Source organism: Streptomyces piniterrae, from assembly GCF_005048155.1.
In the GTDB taxonomy this organism is placed as follows: Bacteria; Actinomycetota; Actinomycetes; order Streptomycetales; family Streptomycetaceae; genus Streptomyces; species Streptomyces piniterrae.
Window position 1 is genome coordinate 188,162 of sequence record NZ_SUMB01000003.1, and the last position, 21,315, is coordinate 209,476.

Genomic DNA, 21,315 nt, shown 5'->3' on the forward strand with positions numbered 1-21,315 from the left:
CGCACCGAAAAGCCCGGGAAGAGGGGTCGCTTCGGCACGGCAGCGTCAAACACTGCGGCCGAAGGTCTCGCTGGCGCGGTAGGAACACGTAACGGTTCCCTGCCGGCCTCCGGGCGCCGGCGGGCCACGAGGGCCCGCAGTATGTCGACGGTCCGGCGAAGAGCTACTCCCCTTCTGCTGGCGGCAACCCTACGCGGTGGATGCGGCCGCGGGCGACCAGCTCCAGCACCACCGCGCACGCCGCCGCCTGGACCGCCAGCAGGGCGATGAGCACGAACAGCTGCACCGCACCGGCCTGTACGGGCGAGGCGCCGCCCAGCAGCATCCCGACGAACGCGCCCGGCAGTGTGACCAACCCCACCGTCCGGGTCTGGTCGAGCCCCGGCAGCAGCGCGTCCGACGCCGCGGGGCGGGCGATCTCCATCCGCGCGTCGCGATCCGGCAGCCCGAGCGCGAGGCCGGCCTCCACCTCTCCGCGCCGGATCGCCAACTCGTCCAGCGCGCGCCGCCCGCCGAGGACGGTGGCGGTCAGCGCGCCGCCGATGAGGATGCCGGCGACGGGGATGAGGGTGAGGCCGCGCGGCGGAAGCAGGCCGGTCAGCAGCAGAAGGCCGACGACCGGGACGACGCCGGCGGCGATCGGCAGGGCGGCCCACCACCAGGTGTGGTTGCGGGTGATCCGGCGGCCGGCGGTGCGTACCGCCACCGCGTACATCAGGGCGAGGAAGCACAGCAGCCAGGGCAGCGCGCCGACGACCCAGCCGATGAGGTAGGAGACGGCGGCGAGTTGGGCGGCGGCGCGCAGACCGGCGACGGCGATGGCCCGTGCGTGGCCGAGGTGCGCCAGCGCGGCGAGGGCCACGGCGGCGACCAGCAGGACGGCGAGGACGACCGCGAGGGTGGCGTTGACCGGCAGCAGCACGCGAACACCTTAGGGCGCGGGACGGCGGCAGACCGGCCCTTCGAGGGCCAACCGGCGTACGCCACCACAGTTATGGCGACCCGTCAACCCTTGAACTGACGTGCGCATGTCGTCACCCTGTTACCTGGCGCCCATATGGCGGAAACCCCACGTAGCCACCATGGGCCCGACCGCACGTCAACTTCCCCCCACATCATGGGAGTTTCGATGCCCAAGATCTACGCGCGTCGCGTATCCCTCGCAGCGGGTTCGGCAGCGGCCCTGGTCTGCACGCTGACGCTCAGCGGACAGACCGCCCAGGCGGCGCCGCCCAGCCCGCCCGACGCGGCCACCGCCCGTACCTATCTCGCCGAGATCAAGGAGCAGGCCGAGGGCCCGCAGGACGGCTACAGCCGCGACAAGTTCCCCCACTGGATCGACCAGGGCGACAACTGCAACACCCGCGAGGTGGTGCTCAAGCGCGACGGCAAGGACGTCCAGCAGGACGGCAGCTGTGCGGCGACCAGCGGCACCTGGGTGTCGGCGTACGACGACGCGACCTGGACCCAGGCCGCCGACCTGGACATCGACCATGTCATCCCGCTGTCGGAAGCCTGGAAGTCGGGTGCCGCGCAGTGGACCACCGAGCGCCGCCAGGAGCTGGCCAACGACCTGACCCACTCCCAGCTGATCGCCGTCACCGACAACCTCAACCAGGAGAAGGGCGACAAGGACCCGGCGAAGTGGCTGCCGCCGAAGGAGTCGTACCACTGCGAGTACGCCCGGATGTGGGTGTGGGTGAAGCACGAGTACGACATGACCGCGGACTCCGCGGAGAAGGCCGCGCTGAAGAAGATCCTGGACGGGTGCTGACCCGGCCACCTGGTGAATCGATACTGCGCGCCCGTCGGCCGGCACCACCGGCCGGCGGGCGCGCCGCCGTCCCGGCCGCCCGCCGCGCACCCGGTGCTCCTATCCTCTGACCACGACTAGGGAGGCACCGATGCCCGGACTGCGCTTGGGGCCGCTGCTGCGGTACGTCGACGCGGACAGCGCGACCGTGTGGGTGGAGACCGACCGGCCGTGCGAGGTACGGATCCGCTGCGACGACGGCGCGGGCGGGACGGAGCGCACCTGGCAGGTGGGCGGGCACCACTACGCCCTGGTGCCGGTGACCGGTCTGGCGCCGGGCGGTGAGACGCCGTACCGGGTGCTGCTGGACGGCCGGCAGGTCTGGCCGCTGCCCGACGGCCGCTTCCCGGCGAGCACCATCCGTACCCTCCCGGCCACCGCGGAGGACCCGCTGAGCATCGCCTTCGGGTCCTGCCGCTGGTCGGCGACGCCCTCGAAGGCCGCGCACGACCGCGTGGGCCCGGATGCGCTGGACACCCTCGCCGCCGCCCTGGGCGCCGGCCACGGCCCCGAACGCCCGGACCTCCTGCTGCTGTTGGGCGATCAGGTCTACGCCGACCAGACCTCGGAGGCGACCGCCCGGCTGCTGGCCGGCCGCCGCGACATCACCGAGCCGCCGTGGAAGCAGGTCGCCGACTACGAGGAATACACCCACCTCTACTACGAGTCCTGGCTCGATCCGGAGGTCCGCTGGCTGCTGTCCACGGTCCCCAGCTGCATGATCTTCGACGACCACGATGTGATCGACGACTGGAACACCTCCGCTGCCTGGCTCACCCGGATGCGCGCGACCTCCTGGTGGCACGAGCGCATCCTGGGCGGTCTGATGTCGTACTGGGTGTACCAGCACCTGGGGAATCTCTCGCCCGCCGAGCTGGCCGCCGACGAGCTCTACAACCGGGTGCGGGCGGCGGACGACGGCACGGAGCCGGTGCGGGAGTTCGCGGCGCGCGCGGACGCGGATCAGGCGAGCGCCCGCTGGAGCTACCGGCGCGACCTGGGCCGGACCCGGCTCGTCATGGTCGACACCCGGGCCGGCCGTGTCCTGGACGAGGGCAGCCGGGCGATGCTCGGCAAGGACGACGCCGAATGGCTGCGCGATGCGGTGCTGGACGGGCGCGGCTCCTACGACCACCTGCTCATCGGCAGTTCGCTGCCCTGGCTGCTGCCGCATCTCGTCCATGCGGCGGAGGGCTGGAACGCCGCGCTGTGCGCCGGGGAGCGCGGCGCCCGCTGGGCCCGTAGCAGCGAGTTCCTGCGGCAGCGGGCCGACTTGGAGCACTGGGCGGCCTTCCCCGAGTCGTTCGCCGCGCTCACCGATCTGATCGCGGAGGCCGGGTCGGGGGAGGGCGCGCCGGCCACCGTGTGCGTGCTGTCCGGGGATGTGCACCATGCGTATGTGGCGGAGCCGCACTGGCGGGGCGTGGGCCACCGGCCGCACGCCACGGCGGTGCGTACGCCCGACGGCACCCGCCCCGTGAGCCGGGTGCTCCAGCTGACCTGCTCCCCCGTCCACAACAGCATCCACGCCTCGATACGGGCCGGGTTCCGCTTCGGCTGGAGCCGGTCCGGCCGGTGGCTGGGCAAGGTGCTGACCCGGCACGGGCGGCTGCGGCGGCCGCCCCTGAAGTGGCGGCGTACGGGCGGCCCGTGGTTCGGCAATCAGCTGATGACGCTGACGCTGCGCGGCCGTACGGCGCGACTGCGGCTGGATCAGGCCCGCAAAGGGAGGCGGGGCGACGTGGAGCTTGTGCCGGTTTGGGAGGATTCACTGGCCGGTGCTCGGTTTTCCGGTGAAAGCGATGATGCGGGAGGTTCGGCGGCTTCTCACGGGGCGACCACGGTGTGAATCACCTGTGGATGTGGCCGATTTCCTAGTCTTCCCGGGTGCTGTTCTGCAGGGTCGGGCGGTGATGATGGGGCGGACGTTCCCTTGTCGACCGACCTTTCCGATGGCCGCGCCCCGCTCGCCGGCCATCTGCCGCCCCAGGGAGAGCCCCTCTTGGCCGCCGACCACACCGCCGACCGCCGCCACGCCCAGCCCGCCATCGCCATCGTCGGCGCCGGGCCGCGCGGGACGAGCGTTCTGGAGCGGATCTGCGCCTCGGCCGCCGAACTGGCCCCCGGCGCCCGCCTGACGGTGCATGTGATCGACCCGGCCCCGCCCGGCGCGGGCCAGGTGTGGCGCACCGACCAGTCGCCCGAGCTGCTGATGAACACCGTGGCGTCGCAGGTCACGCTGTTCACCGACGCGAGCGTGGAGTGCGCGGGCCCGATACGCACCGGGCCCAGCCTGTACGACTGGGAGGGCTGCGACGTCGGCCCGGACGACTACCCGGGGCGGGCGCTGTACGGCCGCTATCTGGAGTGGGTCTTCCGTCACACGGTGCGCACCGCCCCGGAGAACGTGACGGTCGTCCCGCACGCCGCCCGCGCGGTGCGGCTGCACGAGGCCCCCGGCGGCACCCAGTCGCTCACCCTGGACGACGGCCGTACGCTGCGCGGCCTGGGGGCGGTGATCCTCGCACAGGGCCATCTGCCGACCCTTCCGGATCCGGAACAGCGGCGCCTGGCCGAGTACGCCGCCGGGCACGGCCTGCGCTATCTGCCGCCGGCCAACCCCGCCGACCTCGCTGCCGCGCTCTCGACGCTGCCCCCGGGCCGCCCGGTGGTGCTGCGCGGCCTGGGGCTGAACTTCTTCGATCACATGGCGCTGCTGACGACGGGCCGCGGCGGCCGGTTCGTCCGCGGCGAGGACGGCACCCTGGCCTATCTGCCGTCCGGGCGCGAGCCGCGGCTGTGCGCGGGCTCCCGGCGCGGCATCCCGTACCAGGCGCGCGGCGACAACGCGAAGGGCCCGCACGGGCGGCATCTGCCGCTGCTGCTCACACCGGATGTGATCGCCGCCTTCCGTAAGCGCGCCGATTCCGGTGATCTTCCCGACTTCCTGACGGAGGTCTGGCCTCTGGTGGCCAAGGAAGTGGAGACCGTCTACTACGAGGCGCTGCTGGCGCGGCGCGGGGCGGGTGGCCCCGTGGACGGCGCGGAAGGAGCTGGAGGAACGGGAGGAACGGGAGGTGCCGCGCTCCGGGAGCGGTTCCGGGACCGATTCCTCGGCGGTGCGCAGGGCGGGCCCGAAAAGACCGCCGTGCTCGACGCTTTCGGCATCGCGGCGGCCGAACGCTGGGACTGGGAGCGGGTCACCCGGCCGCACACCGGCCGGCGGTTCGCCGGCCCGGCCGCCTTCCGGGACTGGCTGCTGGCCTACCTGCGGGAGGACGTCGCACACGCCCGGCAGGACAACGTCGCGGGCCCGGTGAAGGCGGCGCTGGACGTGCTGCGGGACCTGCGCAACGAACTGCGCCAGATCGTCGACCACGGCGGGCTGGCCGGCACGTCCCGCCGCGACCACCTGGACCGCTGGTACACGCCGCTCAACGCGTTTTTGTCCATCGGGCCGCCGCGGCGTCGCATAGAGGAGATGGCGGCACTGATCGAGGCGGGGGTGCTGGAGGTGCTCGGCCCCCGGATGGAGATATGTACCGGCGCCCCCGAGGGCGGCGAGCCCGGTTTCACGGCGCACTCGCCGGACGTTCCGGGGGCGCGGGTGACGGCGGAGGCGCTGATCGAGGCGCGGCTGCCGGAGCCGGATCTGCGGCGCACCGGGGACCGGCTGCTGTCCCGGTTGCTGGCCGACGGCGGCTGCCGGCCGCACACCGTGGACGGTTACGAGACCGGCGGGCTGGATGTGTCGGCGAGCCCGTACCACCTGGTCGACGCCGACGGCAGGCACCATCCGCGGCGCTTCGCGGTGGGCGTGCCCACGGAGGGCGTGCACTGGGTGACGGCGGCGGGGGCGCGGCCCGGCGTGGGGTCGGTGACGCTGTCCGACACGGACGCGGTGGCGCGGGCGGCGCTGCGGGTGGCGGTGGGTGCCACCGGCTCCGGGCTGTCCGAATCCGGGCTGTCCGACTCGGGCCTGTCCGGCTCCGGCTTGGCGGATTCCGGCCTGTCCGATTCCGGACGGATTGATTCCGCTCGGCGGCCCGAACAAAAAGCTGCACATTGGCCAGAGGTTGAACTTGCAAGTAAAGCTTAGGTGTCCCTAATCTAGGGTTTCATCGGTTCACCATGTCCCCGGAAACCGACCAGAAACCGAGGAGTCCCACGCATGTCCGCTCCTGAGACATCTCCGCTGAACGCGCTCACCCAGCGATCCGCACCGCATGCCCTCGCGCTCTTCCGCGTCGTCGTCGGGCTGCTCTTCGCCTGCCACGGTGCGGCCTCGCTCTTCGGCGTCCTCGGCGGCGCGATGGGCACCGGCGCCACCGTCCCGGCGGGCAGCTGGCCCGGCTGGTACGCGGCCGTCATCCAGCTGGCCGGCGGCGTCCTCGTCCTGCTGGGCCTCGGCACCCGCTCGGCGGCGTTCATCAGCTCCGGCTCGATGGCCTACGCGTACTTCTCCGCCCACCAGGGCACCGCGCTGTGGCCGATACAGAACGGCGGCGAGCCGTCCGTGATGTTCTGCTGGGCCTTCCTGCTGATCGTCTTCATCGGCCCCGGCGCCTGGTCCCTGGACGGTCTCTTCTTCGGGGCGCGGCAGAAGGCCCGGGTCGCCTCGGCAGAGCGCGAGCCGAGCGTCGCCTGACGTCCCCGCGCGGGCGCCGGGACCCTCGGGTCCCGGCGCCCGCGAGCTCTCAGCATCCGAACGCCGGTGTTCCCCGAACACCGGCGTTCGCCGCTTCCGGGGTGCCGAGTGATGCTGAGCGGCACTGAGTGGTGCCGAGCGTTGCGCGGTGCCGAATCGAGCGGTTGCCGAACTCGGTGCTTGCTGAACTCGCTGAACTCAGTGCCTGCTGAACGGCCCGTGGAGCCCCGACCGTTCGAACGGCACGGTGAAACAGGCGAGGCGGGAGCCCGCGGTGCCCGCCTTGCCGGGGCTCCTCGCGGTCCCGTGCTCATGGATGACCACCGACCGCGCCGCGCCCTGGCGGAAGCGCCAGTCATGCCGGGAAAGCGCGGCGGCGTACCCGCGGCGATCGGTCTTGAAATCCAGCCACACCTCGTTCCTCGGGTTGGCGTAGGCCGGATCGGTGGACGGCTGGTGACGGTCCTTGCGGTGCTGGTAGTGGGGTCCGGAGTCGTCGGGCTTCGCCCCGCACGGTTTGGTGTGCACATGGGCGCCGTAGGTACGGCCGGGGCTCAGCCCGGTCACCCGCAGCGCGACCATCGTGGTGTGGTGTCTGGCGAACTCGCCGACGGCGATGCGGGCGCCCGCGTGCACCCGTTTCTGGTCGTATGTCACCGCGTTGGAGCGGATGTGCGCCGTGGGGGGCGCGAACCGGCCATGGGCATGCAACCAGACGGGCCGCGGGTGGCTCTTGATCGGCACGGGAACAGCCGTGGTGGGCGCGGAAGTGGTGCCTGCGGGCGTTGCGGACGCGGCCGTCGCCGGTGTCGTGTTCATCGCCGTCGCTATCGTCATCGTCGAGGTCACGGCGAACACTCCCGCCACCGCCAGCCCCACCGCCCGCACCGTTCGTCCTGCTGTCATCGTCCGGTCCTCCGTTCCGAGCCGCCCTGTGCCCAGCGCAACAGCGCGCGGCGCTCATACCGTTCCCGTTCGCCGGGACGGACCCGCCGGGCAGTCGGGTGATGAGGCCGGGAGACGGGTGATCCGGGGCCGGCAACACATCGCACCCCAGATCACGCGCCCGCCGAGGCCAGGCGTACGCTGTACGGCTGTAGAGCCGCCCCTGCCGCCACACGCGACGTCGCGGCGGGGTGTCGGACGGGAGTAGGACGTTGTTGGAGAGCCTGGGGTCCCTCAGCGGCACCCCGTGGGTGTACTTGATCGTCAGCCTCTCGATCGTCCTCGACGTCTTCGTCCCGATCCTGCCCAGCGGGGTCCTGGTGATCGCCGCCGCCACCACGGCCGCCGGCACCGGCACGGCCGCCGACGCGGTCGAAGCGGTCAGCGTCGGGGCGTCCGTACGCGGCGGGACCCACCTGGCCGAAATGCTCTCCCTGGTGCTGTGCGCCGCCAGCGCCTCGGTGCTCGGCGACATGGTCGCCTACCGGCTGGCCTGGCGGGGCGGCGACCGCTTCGACCGGGCCATCGGCCGCTCCCGCCGTCTGACCGCCGCGCAGAAACGACTCGGCACGGCGCTCACCCGAGGGGGCGGCGGCATCGTCGTACTCGCCCGCTTCGCGCCCGCCGGGCGCTCGGTGGTCAGCCTGGGCGCCGGCGTGGCACACCGTACGGTGCGCGAGTTCCTCCCCTGGTCCGCGCTGGCCGGCCTCACCTGGGCCGCGTACAGCGTCAGCCTCGGCTACTTCGGCGGGCAGTGGCTCGGCACGTCCTGGGTGAGCACGGCTCTCTCCGTCGTCGCCCTCTTCGCCGCCGGGTCCGCCGCGGCGTTCCTGATGCGCCGTCCGGACCGCCGCGCCGCCCACTGAAATCCCGTGGCCGGTTGTCAGACCCCGGTGCGACGATGAAGGACATGAACGGGGAGAGCAGTGAGAGCGGGGTAACCGGGGATACCGGCCCGAGCAGGGTGAGCAGTGCGGATGGCGTGCGCGGTGCGGCCGGTTCGGCCGGTGCGGGCGGCGTGTGGAGTGCGGGTGGCGCACCCGGCCGCGGCTGGCGCACCCGTCCCGAGGCGCCCGAGGACATACCGGCCGTCCGCCGGCTCGTTCTCGCGGCATTCGACGATGTCGAGGGGGCGGACGGCACAGAGGCCGACCTCGTCGACGCGCTGCGCCGCGATCCGGCGGCCTGGCTGCCCGGACTGTCGTACGTCGCCGACGCACCGGACGGCACCCTGGCGGCCCAGGCGCTGCTGACCCGCTGCCATATCGGCGAGGTGCCGGCCGTCGCGCTCGCCCCCTGCGCGGTGCTGCCCGGGTATCAGAAGCGGGGCGCCGGCGGTGCGGTGATCCGGGCGCTCCTGGAGGCGGCGCGGGCGGCCGGCGAGCGGACCGCGATCGTGCTCGGTCACCCGCCGTACTACCCGCGCTTCGGCTTCGAACCGGCCGCAAGCCGGTTCGGCGTCCTGCCCCCGCAGGCCTGGCCGGACGAGGCCTTCATGGCGCTGTCCCTGGACGGCTCGATACCCCCGCGCGGCACGGTGCGCTACGCCGCGGCCTTCGGTATCCGCTGACGGCGGCCCGCCCGGCGTCGTCCCGCCACGGAGTAGAGTCGACCGTCATCACCCCACCTCCGCCGCCCCGTACGGGCGCGGCGCCGCGCTCCCAGGACCCGGCCCCGCGCCGTTGCCACCGCGGCTCCCGGAGGAGGGTACGAACCACTAACGCGAGGCACATTTCGGTGAACTCTCCGCCGGTCGTCGAATGGACCGAGGCCGACGAGGCCCGTTCCGCCCGTTGGCGTTCCGAGAACGGCGCCCCGCCGCCCCGCCGGATCGTCATCGCAGACGACCGGACGAAGGCCGACGACGCGTACAAACTCGCCTGCGAGGGCACCGCGCTGCTGTGGCGCGGCGACTTCCACAACGCCCGCCAGCTGCTGACCGCACTGGCCCGCCGTATCGACCGCCGCCCGCGCAAGACGCCCCCGGCCGACGTCACCCAGGCGTTCCACCTGCACCGCGCCGCGCAGAACCAGCGCGCCCGCATCCTGGGCATGCTGCTGATCCCCCTCGACGCGGCGTACGAGGTCCCGCTGCACCGCGCTCCCGACGTACGCGAGGCCTGCACGCGGGCGTACGGACCGCCGGCGAAGGAGTCCGCGGCCGGTGCCGAGCTCTCCGCTCCCGCCGCCTCCCTGGTCTCGCTGCGCGAACTCCTCGGCCTCATCGGCGCCAACGAGTGGCGTAGGAAGGGCGTCGAGATCCCGGCGCTCGGCGGCGACCGGATCCATCCGCACTACGGCGTCTTCTCACCGGCCCGCGGCGAATACGTCGACCTGGTGGCCGAGGCCCCGCTGCCCAGCCAGGACCTCGCGTTCGACATCGGTACCGGCACCGGCGTACTGGCGTCGGTGCTCGCGCGGCGCGGCATCCGACGGGTCGTGGCCACCGACCAGGACCCCCGCGCGCTGGCGTGCGCCCGTGAGAACACCGAACGGCTCGGCGTGGCCGGCCAGGTGGAGGTGGTCGAGGCGGATCTGTTCCCGTCCGGCCGCGCCCCGCTGATCGTCTGCAATCCCCCATGGGTCCCGGCGAAGCCGACCTCGCCCGTGGAGCACGCGGTGTACGACCCCGGCAACCGGATGCTGCACGGCTTCCTGAACGGCCTGGCGGACCATCTGGCACCGGGCGGCGAGGGCTGGCTGATCCTCTCCGACCTGGCCGAACACCTCGGACTTCGGCCGCACGCCGAGCTCGTCGACGCGTTCGCCAGGTCCGGGCTCACCGTCCTGGACCGCCTCGACATCACACCGCGCCATCCGCGCGCCCGGGACACCTCCGACCCGCTCCATGTGGCCCGCGCGGCCGAGGTGACGTCCCTGTGGCGGCTGGGCGCCGCGACCAGTGCGGACAAGCGGGCCGACTGACCCACGAGGCGCTCAGGCCGGCCCGCGAGGCGCTCAAGCCGGCCCGCCGTATGGGACGCCCGGCACGGCATGGAGCAGCGCGGCTGAGCGACGGCACCGAGCGGCTGCCGATCAGGCACGATGGACGGACCATGGATCTCCAGCACCTGCTGTCGCGCGCCCGTCGGCTGGCCGCCTCCGCCACCCCCGGGCGACGCCGCCTGCTCGGCATCGCCGGTCCGCCCGGCGCCGGCAAGTCCACCCTCGCCGCCCATGTCGTGGCGGAACTGGCCGGGCAGGCGGCACTCGTCCCGATGGACGGCTTCCATCTGGCCGAGGCGGAGCTGCGCCGGCTCGGCCGGGCCGGCCGCAAGGGCGCGCCGGACACCTTCGATCCCGCCGGCTACACGGCGCTGCTGGCGCGCCTGCGCTCCCCGGAGCCGGACGCCGCCGTCTACGCGCCGGCTTTCGACCGCCGCATCGAGGAGCCGGTCGCCGGGAGCATCCCGGTGGCGCCCGGCATCCCGCTCGTCGTCACCGAGGGCAACTACCTCCTCCTCGACTCCGCCCCTTGGGCGCGCGTCCGCGCACTGCTCGACGAGGTCTGGTACGTGGAGCTGGACGGCCCCGAGCGGGTCCGGCGGCTGATCGACCGTCATGAACGGTTCGGGCGGCCGCGTGCCGACGCCGAGCGCTTCGTGCACGCGTCGGACGAGGCCAACGCCCGTGTGGTGGCGGCGACCAGAGACCGCGCCGACCTCGTCATCACCTTCGCGCCGGGAGAGGCTCCGCCGCCGGTCGAGTCCCGGTGAGGAATTCCGGCACCTGGCGAGCGGCTCGTGCGTTCCACCGGAGGAAAAGGGCGGTTCGGGAGGTTCGGGTGGTTCGGCACCAGCGGGAAATCCCGGGCCTCCCGACCGTCCCGACCCGCCCACCGCATCCGCCACACGAAGGACGACACGGAGAATGACCCACGTCATCAGCGACTGGTCCGAGATCGACAACGGCATCGTGCCGATCGACGACGGCGAGCTGTTCTACGAGACGGCCGGCTCGGGTCCCGCGGTGGTACTGCTGCACGGCGGCATGCTGGATCAGCACATGTGGGACGAGCAGTTCGCCTGGCTCGTGAACTCCGGCCTCCGCGCGATCCGCTACGACTTCCGCGGCCACGGCCTCTCCTCCTCCGTGACCGGCGACTACGCCCACCATGACGACCTACGGGTGCTCCTCGACGCACTGGACGTCCCGAGCGCCGTCCTGGTCGGGCTCTCGCACGGCTCCCGGGTCGCGCTCGACGCCGCCCTCGCCCACCCGGACCGGGTGACGGCCCTGGCACTCGCCTCACCCGGCGTCAGCGGCCGTGCGTTCACCGACCCGTTCCTTCTGGAGCACATCAGGGAGCAGGTCGCGGCGATCGGCGAGGCGGACGGCGTGGAGCGGTATGTCGAGCACTTCCTGCGGATGTGGGTGGACGGACCGCATCGCGAACCGTCCGCCGTGCACCCCGGATTGCGTGAGCGGCTGCGCGCCTCGGCCGAGGCCAATGCGGAGGTGCATGCCGACGGCCTGGGCGCCGGAATGCCCCTTGAGGTCGGTGCCGCGGAACGCCTGTCGGAGATCCGGGTGCCGACGGTCGTGTTCGACGGCGACCTCGACAGCGGGGACATCTCCGCCAACGCCCATGCGATCACGCTCGCCGTCCCCGGCGCCCGAAGGGTCCGGATACCGGGGGCGGGCCACATGGTCAATCTGGAGAACACCGCGCTCTTCGACCAGGAGCTGCACGGTTTCCTGTCGTCGTTGCGGTACTGAGCGGCGCGCCGACCGGCCGGCGTACGGAACTGAGGGGCGCGGCGAGTGGCGTGCCAACTGGGGCTGCCGGCTGGGTGTCCCCTGCCGCCGAAGGGCCCGCGCTCAGCCCTCAGGTGACGGAGCCGGCCGCCGCGCCCGTCAGCAGGTCCGGGCCCCAGCGCTCCAGCGCCGCCGGGAGATCGAGTGGCCGCACACGGTTCTGCTCGTCCGCGGCCGGCCAGTCCTCCCGCGGGACCCGCCACATCACCTCGAACTCGTTGCCGTCCGGGTCCTTGGCGTACAGGGACTTGGACACGAGGTGATCGCTGGCGCCCACCAGGGCGCCGTTCGCGCTGAGCTTGGCCTGCGTGGCGACGAGTTCGCCGAGCGTGCCGACCTCCCACGCCAGGTGGTAGAGCCCGACCCGGCCCTCCTCGGGGCCCGGCGCGTCCGAACCCACCGCGAACAGCCCCAGGTCATGGTCGTTGAGCGAGCCCGGGGCGCTGAGGAACGCGGCCCGTCCGGGGATCTCGATGTCCACCTCCAGCCCGAGGGCGTCGGTGTAGAAGGCGACGGACCGCACCAGATCGCGGATGTAGAGCACCGCGTGGTTGAGACGTCGTACGGACATGGGGCCTCCGATCTCCTGCCGTGACGCCCCGTCGGACGACACCGCGTCACTGCTCCTACTTCTGCTTCTGCTTCTGCTTCTGCCGAACCGCTCCCGCGGCCCACTATTCCCGGAACGCCAGCACCACGCCCGCGGCCACCGCACCGATCACCAACGCGACAACGCCGTGGACGAGCCGGTGCGCGCGCAGGACGGGCAGGAAGTGGTCGACGGCGTAGCGGCCGGGGCCGGTCAGGGCCAGGGCGGCCGCGCCGGCGATGATCAGCAGCTCGAGCTCCACGCCCTTGGGCGCGAAGAAGCCACCGCCCCACCGCACGGCGAGCGCGTTGATCATCGTGCCGAAGATGGCCGCGGCGGCGAGCGGGGTGAGCAGCCCGAGCACCAGCCCGAGCCCGCCGAGCGTCTCGCTCAGGCCGGCGATGAGGGCCATCGTTTTGCCTGACGGATAGCCGCTCAACGTGAAGTAGTGCCCGGTCGTGTCCAGCCCGGGACCACCGAACCAGCCGAACAGTTTTTGGGCGCCATGGCCTGCCATGGTCAGCCCGAGCACGAGCCGCAGCACGAGCAGCCCCACGTCATAGCCGTGCTGAGAGGGCTCGTACCGCGCCGGTGTTTCTTGGGGGGACGTCATGACAAGCACTCCTTCCCTTGTCGGGGACGGGGCCGCGCGCCGCGGAACAGTCGCCGGCGGTGCCGACGGTGGGCCGGCGCCGACGGTTGAAGTATTAATTGAAACTTCAAGTCTCTATCCATGACCATACACGCACCCTCACCGCGAACAACCACAGCGAAGGCGTCTTGCTTCCCCGCAAGCCGGTTCCCCGCCATCCCGCTCCCCGACCCGTCGGCCGTGTTTCGCGGCCCCCGCTGTGGCAGGCTGCGAGCCAGGGTCCGGCCGGCCGGACCGCGGGCAAAGCTCCCGAAAGCGATGAAATGAGCAGGTCAGAGCATATGAGCGGGAACAAGGACGGGCATACGGGCGAGCATCTCGGCGAGCCCGGGAACGAGCAGCCGAGCGACTGGGATCGCGCGGGCGCGGGACCCGCCGCATCGCCCCCAGCCGTACACCGCGACTCCATCGCCGCGGAGACCGCCCGGATCGTGGCGATGATCGAGGACGCGAATCTGTCGGCTCCGGTGCCCAGCTGTCCCGGCTGGACGCTGCTCGACCTGGTCCAGCACATCGGGAGCGTGCAGCGGATGTTCTCGGTCCTGCTGCGGCGGCTCATCCAGGAACCACCGCGGAGCCGCGATGTGGATCTGCGGATTCCGGAGGATGCGAGCGGCTACGGAGAATGGCTGGCGGCGAGCGCCGCGGAAGCCGCGGGCGCCTTCGCCGTCACCGACCCCAATGCCGCGATGTGGGCGTGGGGCGCCGATCAGCATGCCAGGTTCTGGGTGCGGCGGATGCTGTTCGAGACGCTGGTGCACCGCGTCGACGCGGAGCTCGCCCTCGGCCGCCACCCCGCGATCGACCGGGTTCTCGCCGCCGACGGAGTGGACGAATTCCTGGTCAACCTGCCCTTCGCCGCATTCTTCGCCCCCAAGGTCGCCAACCTGCGCGGCAACGGCGAGACGCTTCGCTTCCGGTGCACCGACACGGACGGCGACTGGCTGATCCGGCTACGGCCCGACGGCTTCGATGTCACCGAGGGCCCGGGTGCGGGCAGCGGCGCGGATACGGGCACGGGTACGGGTGCGGACACCGGCACGGCCCTCGCATCCGCGGACGCCACCGTCCACGGAGCCGCCGCGGATCTGCTGCTGCTCCTCTATGGGCGCCTGAACCGCGAGTCGGACGCCTTCGACGTCTCGGGGGACGCGGATCTGCTGACGCTCTGGTTCACCAACTCGGCGTTCTGAGCGGCGAGTTGAGAAATCCGTGCTGACGGGCCCCGGCGCGGCCCTCAGCCCCCGCTCGCCGCCGCCTGCAGATCGCGATGGATGACCCGGGCCGCCGCCTCGACGGTGCCCACGCCGTATTCCATGGTGCGGTTTCCGTGCGAGAGGACGGCCATGCCGTAATCGTGGCCGCCGCCGGTGAAGACGCCCACGCTGTGGACCCGCCAGCCATTGGCGGCCCGCGGCAGCCAGCCGTTCTTGACGTGGGTGGTCACCACGGGAGGCGCCCCGGCGGGCACTCCCCACCGCTGACCTGGTACGACGCGCCGCATCAGGTCGAGCACGTAGGCGCGTGACGACGGGCTGAGCACCGCCTGCGCCCCGGGGTTCGGCTCCGTGAGGAGCTGCATCAGCTTGAGCTGGTCGCCGGCGGTGATCTGGGTGAGTCCCCACGCTCCGCGAGCGCCCGGGACGGTGTGCCACATCCCCGCCAGGCCCAGGAACCGCTGGATGCCGGCGGGCCCGAGCTCGCGCCAGAGGGCGGTGGTCGCGTTGTTGTCCGACTTGGTGATCATGTCGGTGGCCCAGCGCACCTCCTGCGGCGTCAGCGTGCGGCGTGCCTCCTCCGCCTGCCTGAGCAGGGCACAGAGGACCGTGACCTTGACGACGCTCGCCGAGTCGAAGGCGGTACCGGACCGGAACTCGCAGGTGGTCCTGGTACCCCGGTCGTAGAAGGCCAGCGCCGACGTGCCGGCGCGCCCGTGCAGAGCGCGCGCGATGTCCTGGGACAGCCGGGGAGCCAGCCCCGGCTTCTCCGAGGTGCACACGACCTTCGCACCGTCCACCGGAGCGGTGGCGGTGCTCGCCGAGGCCGGGCCCGCCGTGCCGAACACCGCGATCACCGACCCCGCGGCCACCGCGCCGCCGGCCAGGACCGCGACCAGCCCCCGGCGGGCGCGTCGCGATATGCGCGATCGGCGCTTGTCCTGCTGTCCACGCATGAAGGTTCCGTCTCGTCCCACTCGTGTCTGAGGCCATATGCGGCCCGCATCCCCGCGTACCAGTCGCGGTGACCTCACCCGTGGGCCACGGTGACCTTACGTGTCGCGAGTGCCGACACCCCGGAAGAACGAGGGGAATTGTCCGTTTTTGACGCCGTTGCCGGGATGTGACATTCGCCAAATGCGGAGGAGACGGACGCCGCTCCCCCAAGGGCGGACCGGGGCGGTCAACACCAAGGGCGCATCGGCAACCGACCTGGCCCCGGTGGTCGGTCCACCAGCCGGCCGGTACGGCGAGGCGGCCCCCGGCCGCGAGTGGAGCCGGGAGCCGCCGTCGAGCGGGACGATCAGTTTCAGCCGGGGCCGTGCGGGAGGGCGAAGGTCTTCACCGTTTTGCCGTCGTGCTTGTAGACGACCTTGGGCGTGGCATCGGCCTGCGCCGCGGGCTTCGGGAAGGCCAGGGTGTACGTCCCGTTCGGGTCCATCCGGCTCTGCACCGGACCGGTCTTGTTCACGTTCAGCTCACCCGTGACGCCGTGCTCGGGATCCTTGACGGTGACGGTGTCGTTGTTGCCGTCCAGCTCGAGGGTGTCGCCGTTGTCGACCTTGACCTCCTTGACGTAGTCCGTGGGCATGGCGAACGCCGCGCCGGCGGGTACGGCGAGGGCCGCGCCGGTCACCGCGACGGCGAGGGCGGCGCGCAGCCCCGTGCGCTTACGGCCGGCATTCGACATGGCGTGCTTGGACATGACTGCTCCTTCAGGGATACACGGTGTGTCCGAGCCTGTTCGGACCTGGCAGGGCGCCGGAAAGCACCCATGCCCGGAAAGCTAGGCAGCGGATGTTGCGGCCGTCCCGAGGCCCTGTATCAGCCACATCGCGATCATTCATCGGAGCCGTCACACTCACCGGAGTCAGGCTCCGGGCCGGTGTCCCGCCGAGGTAGGGCGCCCCGCCGAGGTAGGGCGCCCCGCCCGGCGCATTTCGCGTCGCCGCGCCTGCCGGCACGCGCAGATCCGCTCCGGGCCCCGTGATTTCCCGTGCGGCAATCGCCTGACGTCACGGGAGAGTTGGAGAGCGCCGGCTCGCACTGGCCGGCGCCTTGTCCCGTCGGGCTTCCACGCGCCGGACAGCTGGATCACCGGACGGCTGGTGCACAGGTGCACAGGTGCACAGCGGGTGACCTCCGTGGCCGTACCGGTGGCAGGGCTGCCGGCAGGCAGGTCGCACAGCGTCACCGCCGGCTGATGAGGGACGCCTGGGAGCCGCCTGGGAGACGGGCTGCGGATTTCACCCCGTGCCCAGGGCGTCGACGACCGTGCGCAGACTAGGAGAGCGTGCAGAACGAACGGGGGAGCGCGCAGAACGGGAGACCATAGCGAAAGCCCAGGCAGAGAAGTTCTCTGACCTGGGCTTTCGTCGCCATTCATGCTGGCGGGAGGGTGGGCACAGACGGATTTGAACCGCCGACATCTGCTTTGTAAGGGCTTATGTAGTGATCTTGTGTGGTGGTGTGTCTCGATGAGGCGCGGCGAGTTTCGAGGCGTTCCAACCTCGGGCCCAAGAATGAGTCTCATCGAGTTTCGACGAGTCTCGGTGAGGGGGAATTGTGGACTCTTTGCGGATTCCGCGGCCACGCCCTCACGAGACGACCCGGAGTCCACTTTCACCGCCAAGAGCTGCGCGAACGCGTTCCCGCGCCCCTTCACTCTCGTGCGTATACACCCAGGTCACCCGGCCGCCGCGTTCCTGACCCAACACCGCCTGCGCGTCCTTTTCCGGGATCCCCAGCCGGTGCAGCCGTGTCGTGACATCGTGCCGGTAGGCGTTGATCTTGGGCCACCATTCCGTACGCCCGGTCTCCGGGTTCACCACCTTCCGGGCGACGCCCGCTTGCACGGTCGCAGCCTTCCACGGCCGAGACAGGTTGTTGATGTTGAGGGCAGCCCCCCTCGGCCCCCGGAAAATCAGCTCCTCCACATGGAGGTCAAACCCGTCACCGATCGCCGACCGAGTGCGCGCCGGCTTCCATTTCGCCTTCATGAAGGCGATGGCCCCGGCCGCTCGCGGAGTGAGCGGCACCGTCCTGAAACCGGCTTTCGTCTTGGGCGCCGCCTGGCGCCGCAGCCGGCCACCGTCGTTGACGATGATTTCCTTGATGTGGACCACCATTTCTTCCTCGTCCACGCAGTGCAGGCGCAGCCCGGCGTACTCACCTGGCCGCATCCCGGTTTCATCTGCGAAGTCTCGGAAGATCACCTGATAGTACGGATCGAGTGCCGCATGGATCATGGCGTACTGCGCGGCGGTGGGTGGCTTGAGGTCGTCCGGGTGCTTCTCGTTCCTCGTTGCGGTGATCACCAGTCCAGCAGCAGGGTTTTCCGGAATCCGTTTTCCGTCCTTGACTGCGGCCTCAAGTAGTGCGCGGAGGATCTCTTTGCACTTCTTCTGAGTGTCGTATCCCTTCACTTCCCCAGTCAGCCACCGCTGGAGTTCCATCAACTCCAGATTGATCAATGGGAAGTTGCCCCACTTCGGCTTGATGTGCGCTCGCCACACGGCGAGGATGCGGTTTCGCGTGGTGACGCGCCCCGTCTGTTGGCGGATCTCCCACCAGGTTTCCCACCACGTACTCAGCTTGATCTTTCCGCGCTTCGGATCGTGGTAGGTGCGGCGCCGCACGCTGGTACGGACCTCATCGAGGAAGTCTTCCGCTTCCGCCTTCTTGGCGAAGTTTCGAGCCTTTTGCTTGCCAGCCGGGTCGCGATAGCGGGCCTGCCATGAGCCAATGCAGTCGCGTCGGCTCTTACGTTTGGGGTCGGGGTACTCCTCGATGCACAACTGGCATCCGCAGGATTTGCTGCGGACCTGCCGGGGGTTGTTGGTGGCTCTACGCGCCAATGTGGATCACCTCGTCGGTCAATCGCTGAGGCGGGATCAATTCTTCGGACACGCCGATCGGAGTCCCGCAGAAACAGACTGCACCGAACTCAGGCTGTGGGATGGCGAGTTCATCCAAAATCGCCCGCACGGCGATAACCGTCAGTTGCGGCGAGAGGCAGTCTGGAACGGAGATCACCCGGCGTTCCGAGTCGTACGGCAGGGCCGGAGACGGGACCCGTTCAACGCGCACGCACATTGCCATGACCCCCGACAGTGCTGGACAGAGCGGACCTAGTGCCGTGGGGGGATGGCAGCGCTGCCCGCATGACGGTAGCGCGTGTTAGTGGAATATGCGACTACCCGAACAGAATATGACGACGCATCAGGCACAGGGAGTGACGAACTCCAGTTAGCGGAGACTCACGAGAGAGCGGATTGGTTGCGCTCGTTGAGCGCCCTCATCTCGATCTCCTTCATCTCCTGCTGCTCGGCGGTCAGGCCGCGGAACAGGGCGAGGATGCGTTCCTCGGCGTCCGGGTTGAGCGGGCCGGGGGCCTTGCGGCCGGCCGCGGCGAAGATCTCAACCTCACTGAACGCAGGAAACTCGCTCGCGAGGGCGCGCAGCTTATCCGTGTTGGGGCCGCGTCCGGTGCCGCGTTTGCGGTTAACCCATGCGTTCACGGTGGCAGGGGCGACGCCGATACGGCGCGCGATCTCGGACTCAGTGACCGTGTAGTGGTCCTTGAGCCTCTTGATCAGCTGCGCGAGATCTTCGGTGCGCTCCTCGTTACCCACGCGGTAAGGATGTCCTTCGCTTCTACTTTTCGCAAGTAAAAGTAGAAGCATGGCCAATACGCACACACCTCTATGCGCTCCCCGCGCGGCCCCAGAATAGAACGAAAGTTCGCAAGCGATCGAGACTCACTGAAACTCGCCGGAACTCTTGACCACCCTGACACTCACACAGTAGAAATGTGTCAGCACCCCACCGGGGCGCACAGCTACCACCGGCGCGAGGTCCACCACATGACCACTCTGATCCGCAAGGCCGACGGCCAGCCGATACGCGACGCAATGCGCGCCGCAGGACTGTCCGGGCCGGCACTGTCCGCGGCCACAAGGCTCGTTGACCCGAGGGGGAAGGGCGTCAGCCCGGCCGCCGTCGGATGCATCACCGGCCGCGGAGTCAGCGCACAGGATCGGTGCCGGCTGCGGACGGCATGGCTCATCGCCGACGCCTTGGACGTACCGCTGCAACGCCTGTTCGCCATGCCCACAACTTCAACTGACACAGTGGAAAGGTAGCACCCCAATGGCCACTCAGACGCTCCCCGAGCGCACCGCCGTCCTCGCGACTGTCGGCCTTACCCCGCTCCTCACCACCGCTCAGCTGACGGCCTACTACGGCGTCAGCGCCTGGACGGTGAATCAGTGGGTGCAGCGCGGCTGCCCGACGGAGCCGGTGCCGGTCCGGGGCCACCGCTTCAACCTCGACCGCGTAGCGGCCTGGATCGCCGAGGACATCGCCACGTCCGCCGACGCCGAGTCCGCCTGAACTTCCCTCTCCCCGACGTGAGTCGGGGCCGCAACCGGACGACACCCGGCGCGACCCCTCCGGCTCACCTCACCAATCACAGAAATGAGGCTCACCGTGAGCATCAACCTTATCCACCCCGCCCGCGGGGGCACCGACCCCCGGTCGCTGTACCTCAGAGCGCTGAGCGTGGCCGAGCACCTCATCAGCGACTCCCCGGCCATCCCTGCCTCTCTCGACATCCGCGCCTACGGCGAGTGGGAGTTCGGGCGATACGGCCTTTCGGTCCACCTGCGCAAGCCGGCGGACGTGGCCGCATTCGCCCGCTGGATCGGCGCACACGTGACCACCGAGCTGCGGAGCGACGGCATGTACGGGACCACCGCGCTCGGCGAATTCCGGGGCACGCCCTTCCATGCCTGGGCACTGCATTCGGATGGCGAGTGGCTGGCCCGGCAGACAAAGCGGGCTGGTGAACTCGCAGCGCAGGCACACGACATGTACGACCTCGACGCGGATTCGACGGTCGTGGTGCCGGGCTGCGCGCCGGTCGGGTACGTCCAGTCCGCCGCGCCGTGCGGCTCCGTGCGCGATGTCCTGCCGTGCGTCCTCGACGAGAACCACCCCGCGCCGATGCACAGGGACGCGAACGGCTACGAGTGGCCGACGGCCGGTGCCGCGGTGGTCGCATGAACGTGCGGCTCGTGAACGAGGCGGCGGAGTTGATCTGCCGGGCGATGGAGACGCACCAGACGGCGGCCGGCATTGCGATGGCGCTGGATGCGTCGGGAATGCTCCAGCCTCCGGAGACCGCAGCGGAGTTGAAGCGGCTGCGGGGGCAGGTCGTCACGCAGGTGAGTCTGCTGAAGCGGGCGCAGGCCGAGGCTCGGACGGCGCTGAACACCGGGGGCGACCCGTGGCAACGCGCGACCGACGGCCTCAATGCCCTTGTCGACGCGGGGATCGGGTTCCACATCGAGCCGGACGGCCACATCGCGGGCCCCGACGGCGAGCACATCGAATGGGACCGCGACGCCGAGCGCTGGACGCTCACCCACGATGAGGACGCGCCCGGCCCGACAGTCGCCGAGTCCGTCGCCCGCCTGCGCTCTGTGCTCGCTCCGTCGACCGTGTCCCGTACTCCCGAGCCGTACGCCTGCGCTGTCTGCGGCATCCCACGACGCCCGCACATGCAGCAGTGGAAGCTGCCGGCCGGCTGGCACAAGTGGAAGGCGCCGACCGACGAGCAGATCAAGGCCCGCATGCAGGCGCTCCGCGCCGAGCGGCTCGCCGCGCGGGGTGATCGCCCGTGATGTGGCT

23 protein-coding genes are annotated in these 21,315 nt (G+C 70.9%); 14 read left to right on the top strand and 9 right to left on the bottom strand.

Features of this window, described 5'->3' with window-relative positions; translation table 11 throughout:
* Positions 1–163 precede the first annotated feature (163 nt).
* Positions 164–922 (bottom strand): ABC transporter permease, encoded by a 759-nt coding sequence (locus FCH28_RS09455; RefSeq protein ID WP_136739324.1) that lies wholly within the window; start codon positions 920–922, stop codon positions 164–166.
* Between the two features lie 207 nt (positions 923–1,129).
* On the opposite strand from FCH28_RS09455, the gene FCH28_RS09460 reads away from it, so the two are divergent.
* The 4 genes from FCH28_RS09460 to FCH28_RS09475 all read left to right on the top strand — a co-directional run bounded on the left by FCH28_RS09460 (position 1,130) and on the right by FCH28_RS09475 (position 6,461).
* Entirely contained in the window at positions 1,130–1,774 is a 645-nt protein-coding gene (locus FCH28_RS09460; RefSeq protein ID WP_136739325.1) for an HNH endonuclease family protein, read from the top strand.
* Positions 1,775–1,904: 130 nt separating this feature from the next.
* A complete protein-coding gene (locus FCH28_RS09465; RefSeq protein ID WP_136739326.1) occupies positions 1,905–3,662 on the top strand; it encodes an alkaline phosphatase D family protein in 1,758 nt (585 codons plus the stop codon).
* Positions 3,663–3,815: 153 nt separating this feature from the next.
* Positions 3,816–5,912: an FAD/NAD(P)-binding protein gene (locus tag FCH28_RS09470; protein ID WP_136739911.1), complete on the top strand. Its 2,097-nt coding sequence runs from the start codon at positions 3,816–3,818 to the stop codon at positions 5,910–5,912.
* Positions 5,913–5,984: 72 nt separating this feature from the next.
* Entirely contained in the window at positions 5,985–6,461 is a 477-nt protein-coding gene (locus tag FCH28_RS09475; RefSeq protein ID WP_136739327.1) for a DoxX family protein, read from the top strand.
* A 198-nt stretch (positions 6,462–6,659) separates the two neighbouring features.
* Here the strand turns inward: FCH28_RS09475 and FCH28_RS09480 are convergent, their stop codons facing one another.
* Entirely contained in the window at positions 6,660–7,367 is a 708-nt protein-coding gene (locus tag FCH28_RS09480) for a superoxide dismutase family protein (protein WP_222852407.1), read from the bottom strand.
* A 251-nt stretch (positions 7,368–7,618) separates the two neighbouring features.
* Here FCH28_RS09480 and FCH28_RS09485 point away from each other — a divergent pair, with 251 nt between their 5' ends.
* The 5 genes from FCH28_RS09485 (at position 7,619) to FCH28_RS09505 (ending at position 12,125) form a co-directional block, all read left to right on the top strand.
* On the top strand, positions 7,619–8,272 hold the full coding sequence (locus tag FCH28_RS09485) for a DedA family protein (protein ID WP_136739328.1): 654 nt from the start codon (positions 7,619–7,621) through the stop codon (positions 8,270–8,272).
* Positions 8,273–8,370: 98 nt separating this feature from the next.
* Complete coding sequence (locus tag FCH28_RS09490) at positions 8,371–8,976, top strand: GNAT family N-acetyltransferase (RefSeq protein WP_246102612.1); 606 nt, start codon at positions 8,371–8,373, stop codon at positions 8,974–8,976.
* Positions 8,977–9,143: 167 nt separating this feature from the next.
* Positions 9,144–10,331: a methyltransferase gene (locus tag FCH28_RS09495; RefSeq protein ID WP_136739330.1), complete on the top strand. Its 1,188-nt coding sequence runs from the start codon at positions 9,144–9,146 to the stop codon at positions 10,329–10,331.
* A gap of 131 nt (positions 10,332–10,462) precedes the next feature.
* Positions 10,463–11,122: a nucleoside/nucleotide kinase family protein gene (locus FCH28_RS09500; RefSeq protein ID WP_136739331.1), complete on the top strand. Its 660-nt coding sequence runs from the start codon at positions 10,463–10,465 to the stop codon at positions 11,120–11,122.
* A 154-nt stretch (positions 11,123–11,276) separates the two neighbouring features.
* Positions 11,277–12,125, top strand: coding sequence for an alpha/beta fold hydrolase (locus FCH28_RS09505; RefSeq protein WP_136739332.1), 849 nt, complete (start codon positions 11,277–11,279; stop codon positions 12,123–12,125).
* A 109-nt stretch (positions 12,126–12,234) separates the two neighbouring features.
* Here the strand turns inward: FCH28_RS09505 and FCH28_RS09510 are convergent, their stop codons facing one another.
* Both FCH28_RS09510 and FCH28_RS09515 read right to left on the bottom strand, forming a co-directional pair.
* The gene (locus tag FCH28_RS09510; protein WP_136739333.1) at positions 12,235–12,735 is read right to left on the bottom strand and encodes a VOC family protein; all 501 of its coding nucleotides are present in this window, start codon (positions 12,733–12,735) and stop codon (positions 12,235–12,237) included.
* A gap of 103 nt (positions 12,736–12,838) precedes the next feature.
* Positions 12,839–13,366, bottom strand: coding sequence for a DoxX family protein (locus FCH28_RS09515; protein WP_136739334.1), 528 nt, complete (start codon positions 13,364–13,366; stop codon positions 12,839–12,841).
* Positions 13,367–13,686: 320 nt separating this feature from the next.
* Here FCH28_RS09515 and FCH28_RS09520 point away from each other — a divergent pair, with 320 nt between their 5' ends.
* On the top strand, positions 13,687–14,598 hold the full coding sequence (locus FCH28_RS09520) for a maleylpyruvate isomerase family mycothiol-dependent enzyme (RefSeq protein WP_136739335.1): 912 nt from the start codon (positions 13,687–13,689) through the stop codon (positions 14,596–14,598).
* A gap of 44 nt (positions 14,599–14,642) precedes the next feature.
* On the opposite strand, the gene FCH28_RS09525 is transcribed toward FCH28_RS09520, so the two are convergent.
* From FCH28_RS09525 to FCH28_RS09545, 5 genes are all read right to left on the bottom strand, one after another.
* A complete protein-coding gene (locus FCH28_RS09525) occupies positions 14,643–15,578 on the bottom strand; it encodes a serine hydrolase (RefSeq protein WP_136739336.1) in 936 nt (311 codons plus the stop codon).
* A 353-nt stretch (positions 15,579–15,931) separates the two neighbouring features.
* Positions 15,932–16,327 (bottom strand): hypothetical protein, encoded by a 396-nt coding sequence (locus tag FCH28_RS09530; RefSeq protein ID WP_136739337.1) that lies wholly within the window; start codon positions 16,325–16,327, stop codon positions 15,932–15,934.
* An 892-nt stretch (positions 16,328–17,219) separates the two neighbouring features.
* Positions 17,220–18,419, bottom strand: coding sequence for a site-specific integrase (locus FCH28_RS09535; protein WP_246102614.1), 1,200 nt, complete (start codon positions 18,417–18,419; stop codon positions 17,220–17,222).
* 49 nt (positions 18,420–18,468) lie between these two features.
* Positions 18,469–18,723: a hypothetical protein gene (locus FCH28_RS09540; protein WP_136739339.1), complete on the bottom strand. Its 255-nt coding sequence runs from the start codon at positions 18,721–18,723 to the stop codon at positions 18,469–18,471.
* Between the two features lie 158 nt (positions 18,724–18,881).
* Positions 18,882–19,256 (bottom strand): helix-turn-helix domain-containing protein, encoded by a 375-nt coding sequence (locus tag FCH28_RS09545; RefSeq protein ID WP_136739340.1) that lies wholly within the window; start codon positions 19,254–19,256, stop codon positions 18,882–18,884.
* Between the two features lie 231 nt (positions 19,257–19,487).
* Between FCH28_RS09545 and FCH28_RS09550 the strand changes: the two genes are divergently transcribed.
* The 4 genes from FCH28_RS09550 (at position 19,488) to FCH28_RS09565 (ending at position 21,308) form a co-directional block, all read left to right on the top strand.
* The gene (locus FCH28_RS09550) at positions 19,488–19,766 is read left to right on the top strand and encodes an XRE family transcriptional regulator (protein ID WP_136739341.1); all 279 of its coding nucleotides are present in this window, start codon (positions 19,488–19,490) and stop codon (positions 19,764–19,766) included.
* A gap of 7 nt (positions 19,767–19,773) precedes the next feature.
* Positions 19,774–20,016 (top strand): hypothetical protein, encoded by a 243-nt coding sequence (locus tag FCH28_RS09555; RefSeq protein ID WP_136739342.1) that lies wholly within the window; start codon positions 19,774–19,776, stop codon positions 20,014–20,016.
* A 96-nt stretch (positions 20,017–20,112) separates the two neighbouring features.
* Positions 20,113–20,688: a hypothetical protein gene (locus FCH28_RS09560; protein ID WP_136739343.1), complete on the top strand. Its 576-nt coding sequence runs from the start codon at positions 20,113–20,115 to the stop codon at positions 20,686–20,688.
* Positions 20,685–21,308, top strand: coding sequence for a hypothetical protein (locus FCH28_RS09565; RefSeq protein WP_136739344.1), 624 nt, complete (start codon positions 20,685–20,687; stop codon positions 21,306–21,308). Before FCH28_RS09560 ends, FCH28_RS09565 begins: the two co-directional genes overlap by 4 nt.
* The last annotated feature ends 7 nt before the right edge of the window (positions 21,309–21,315 follow it).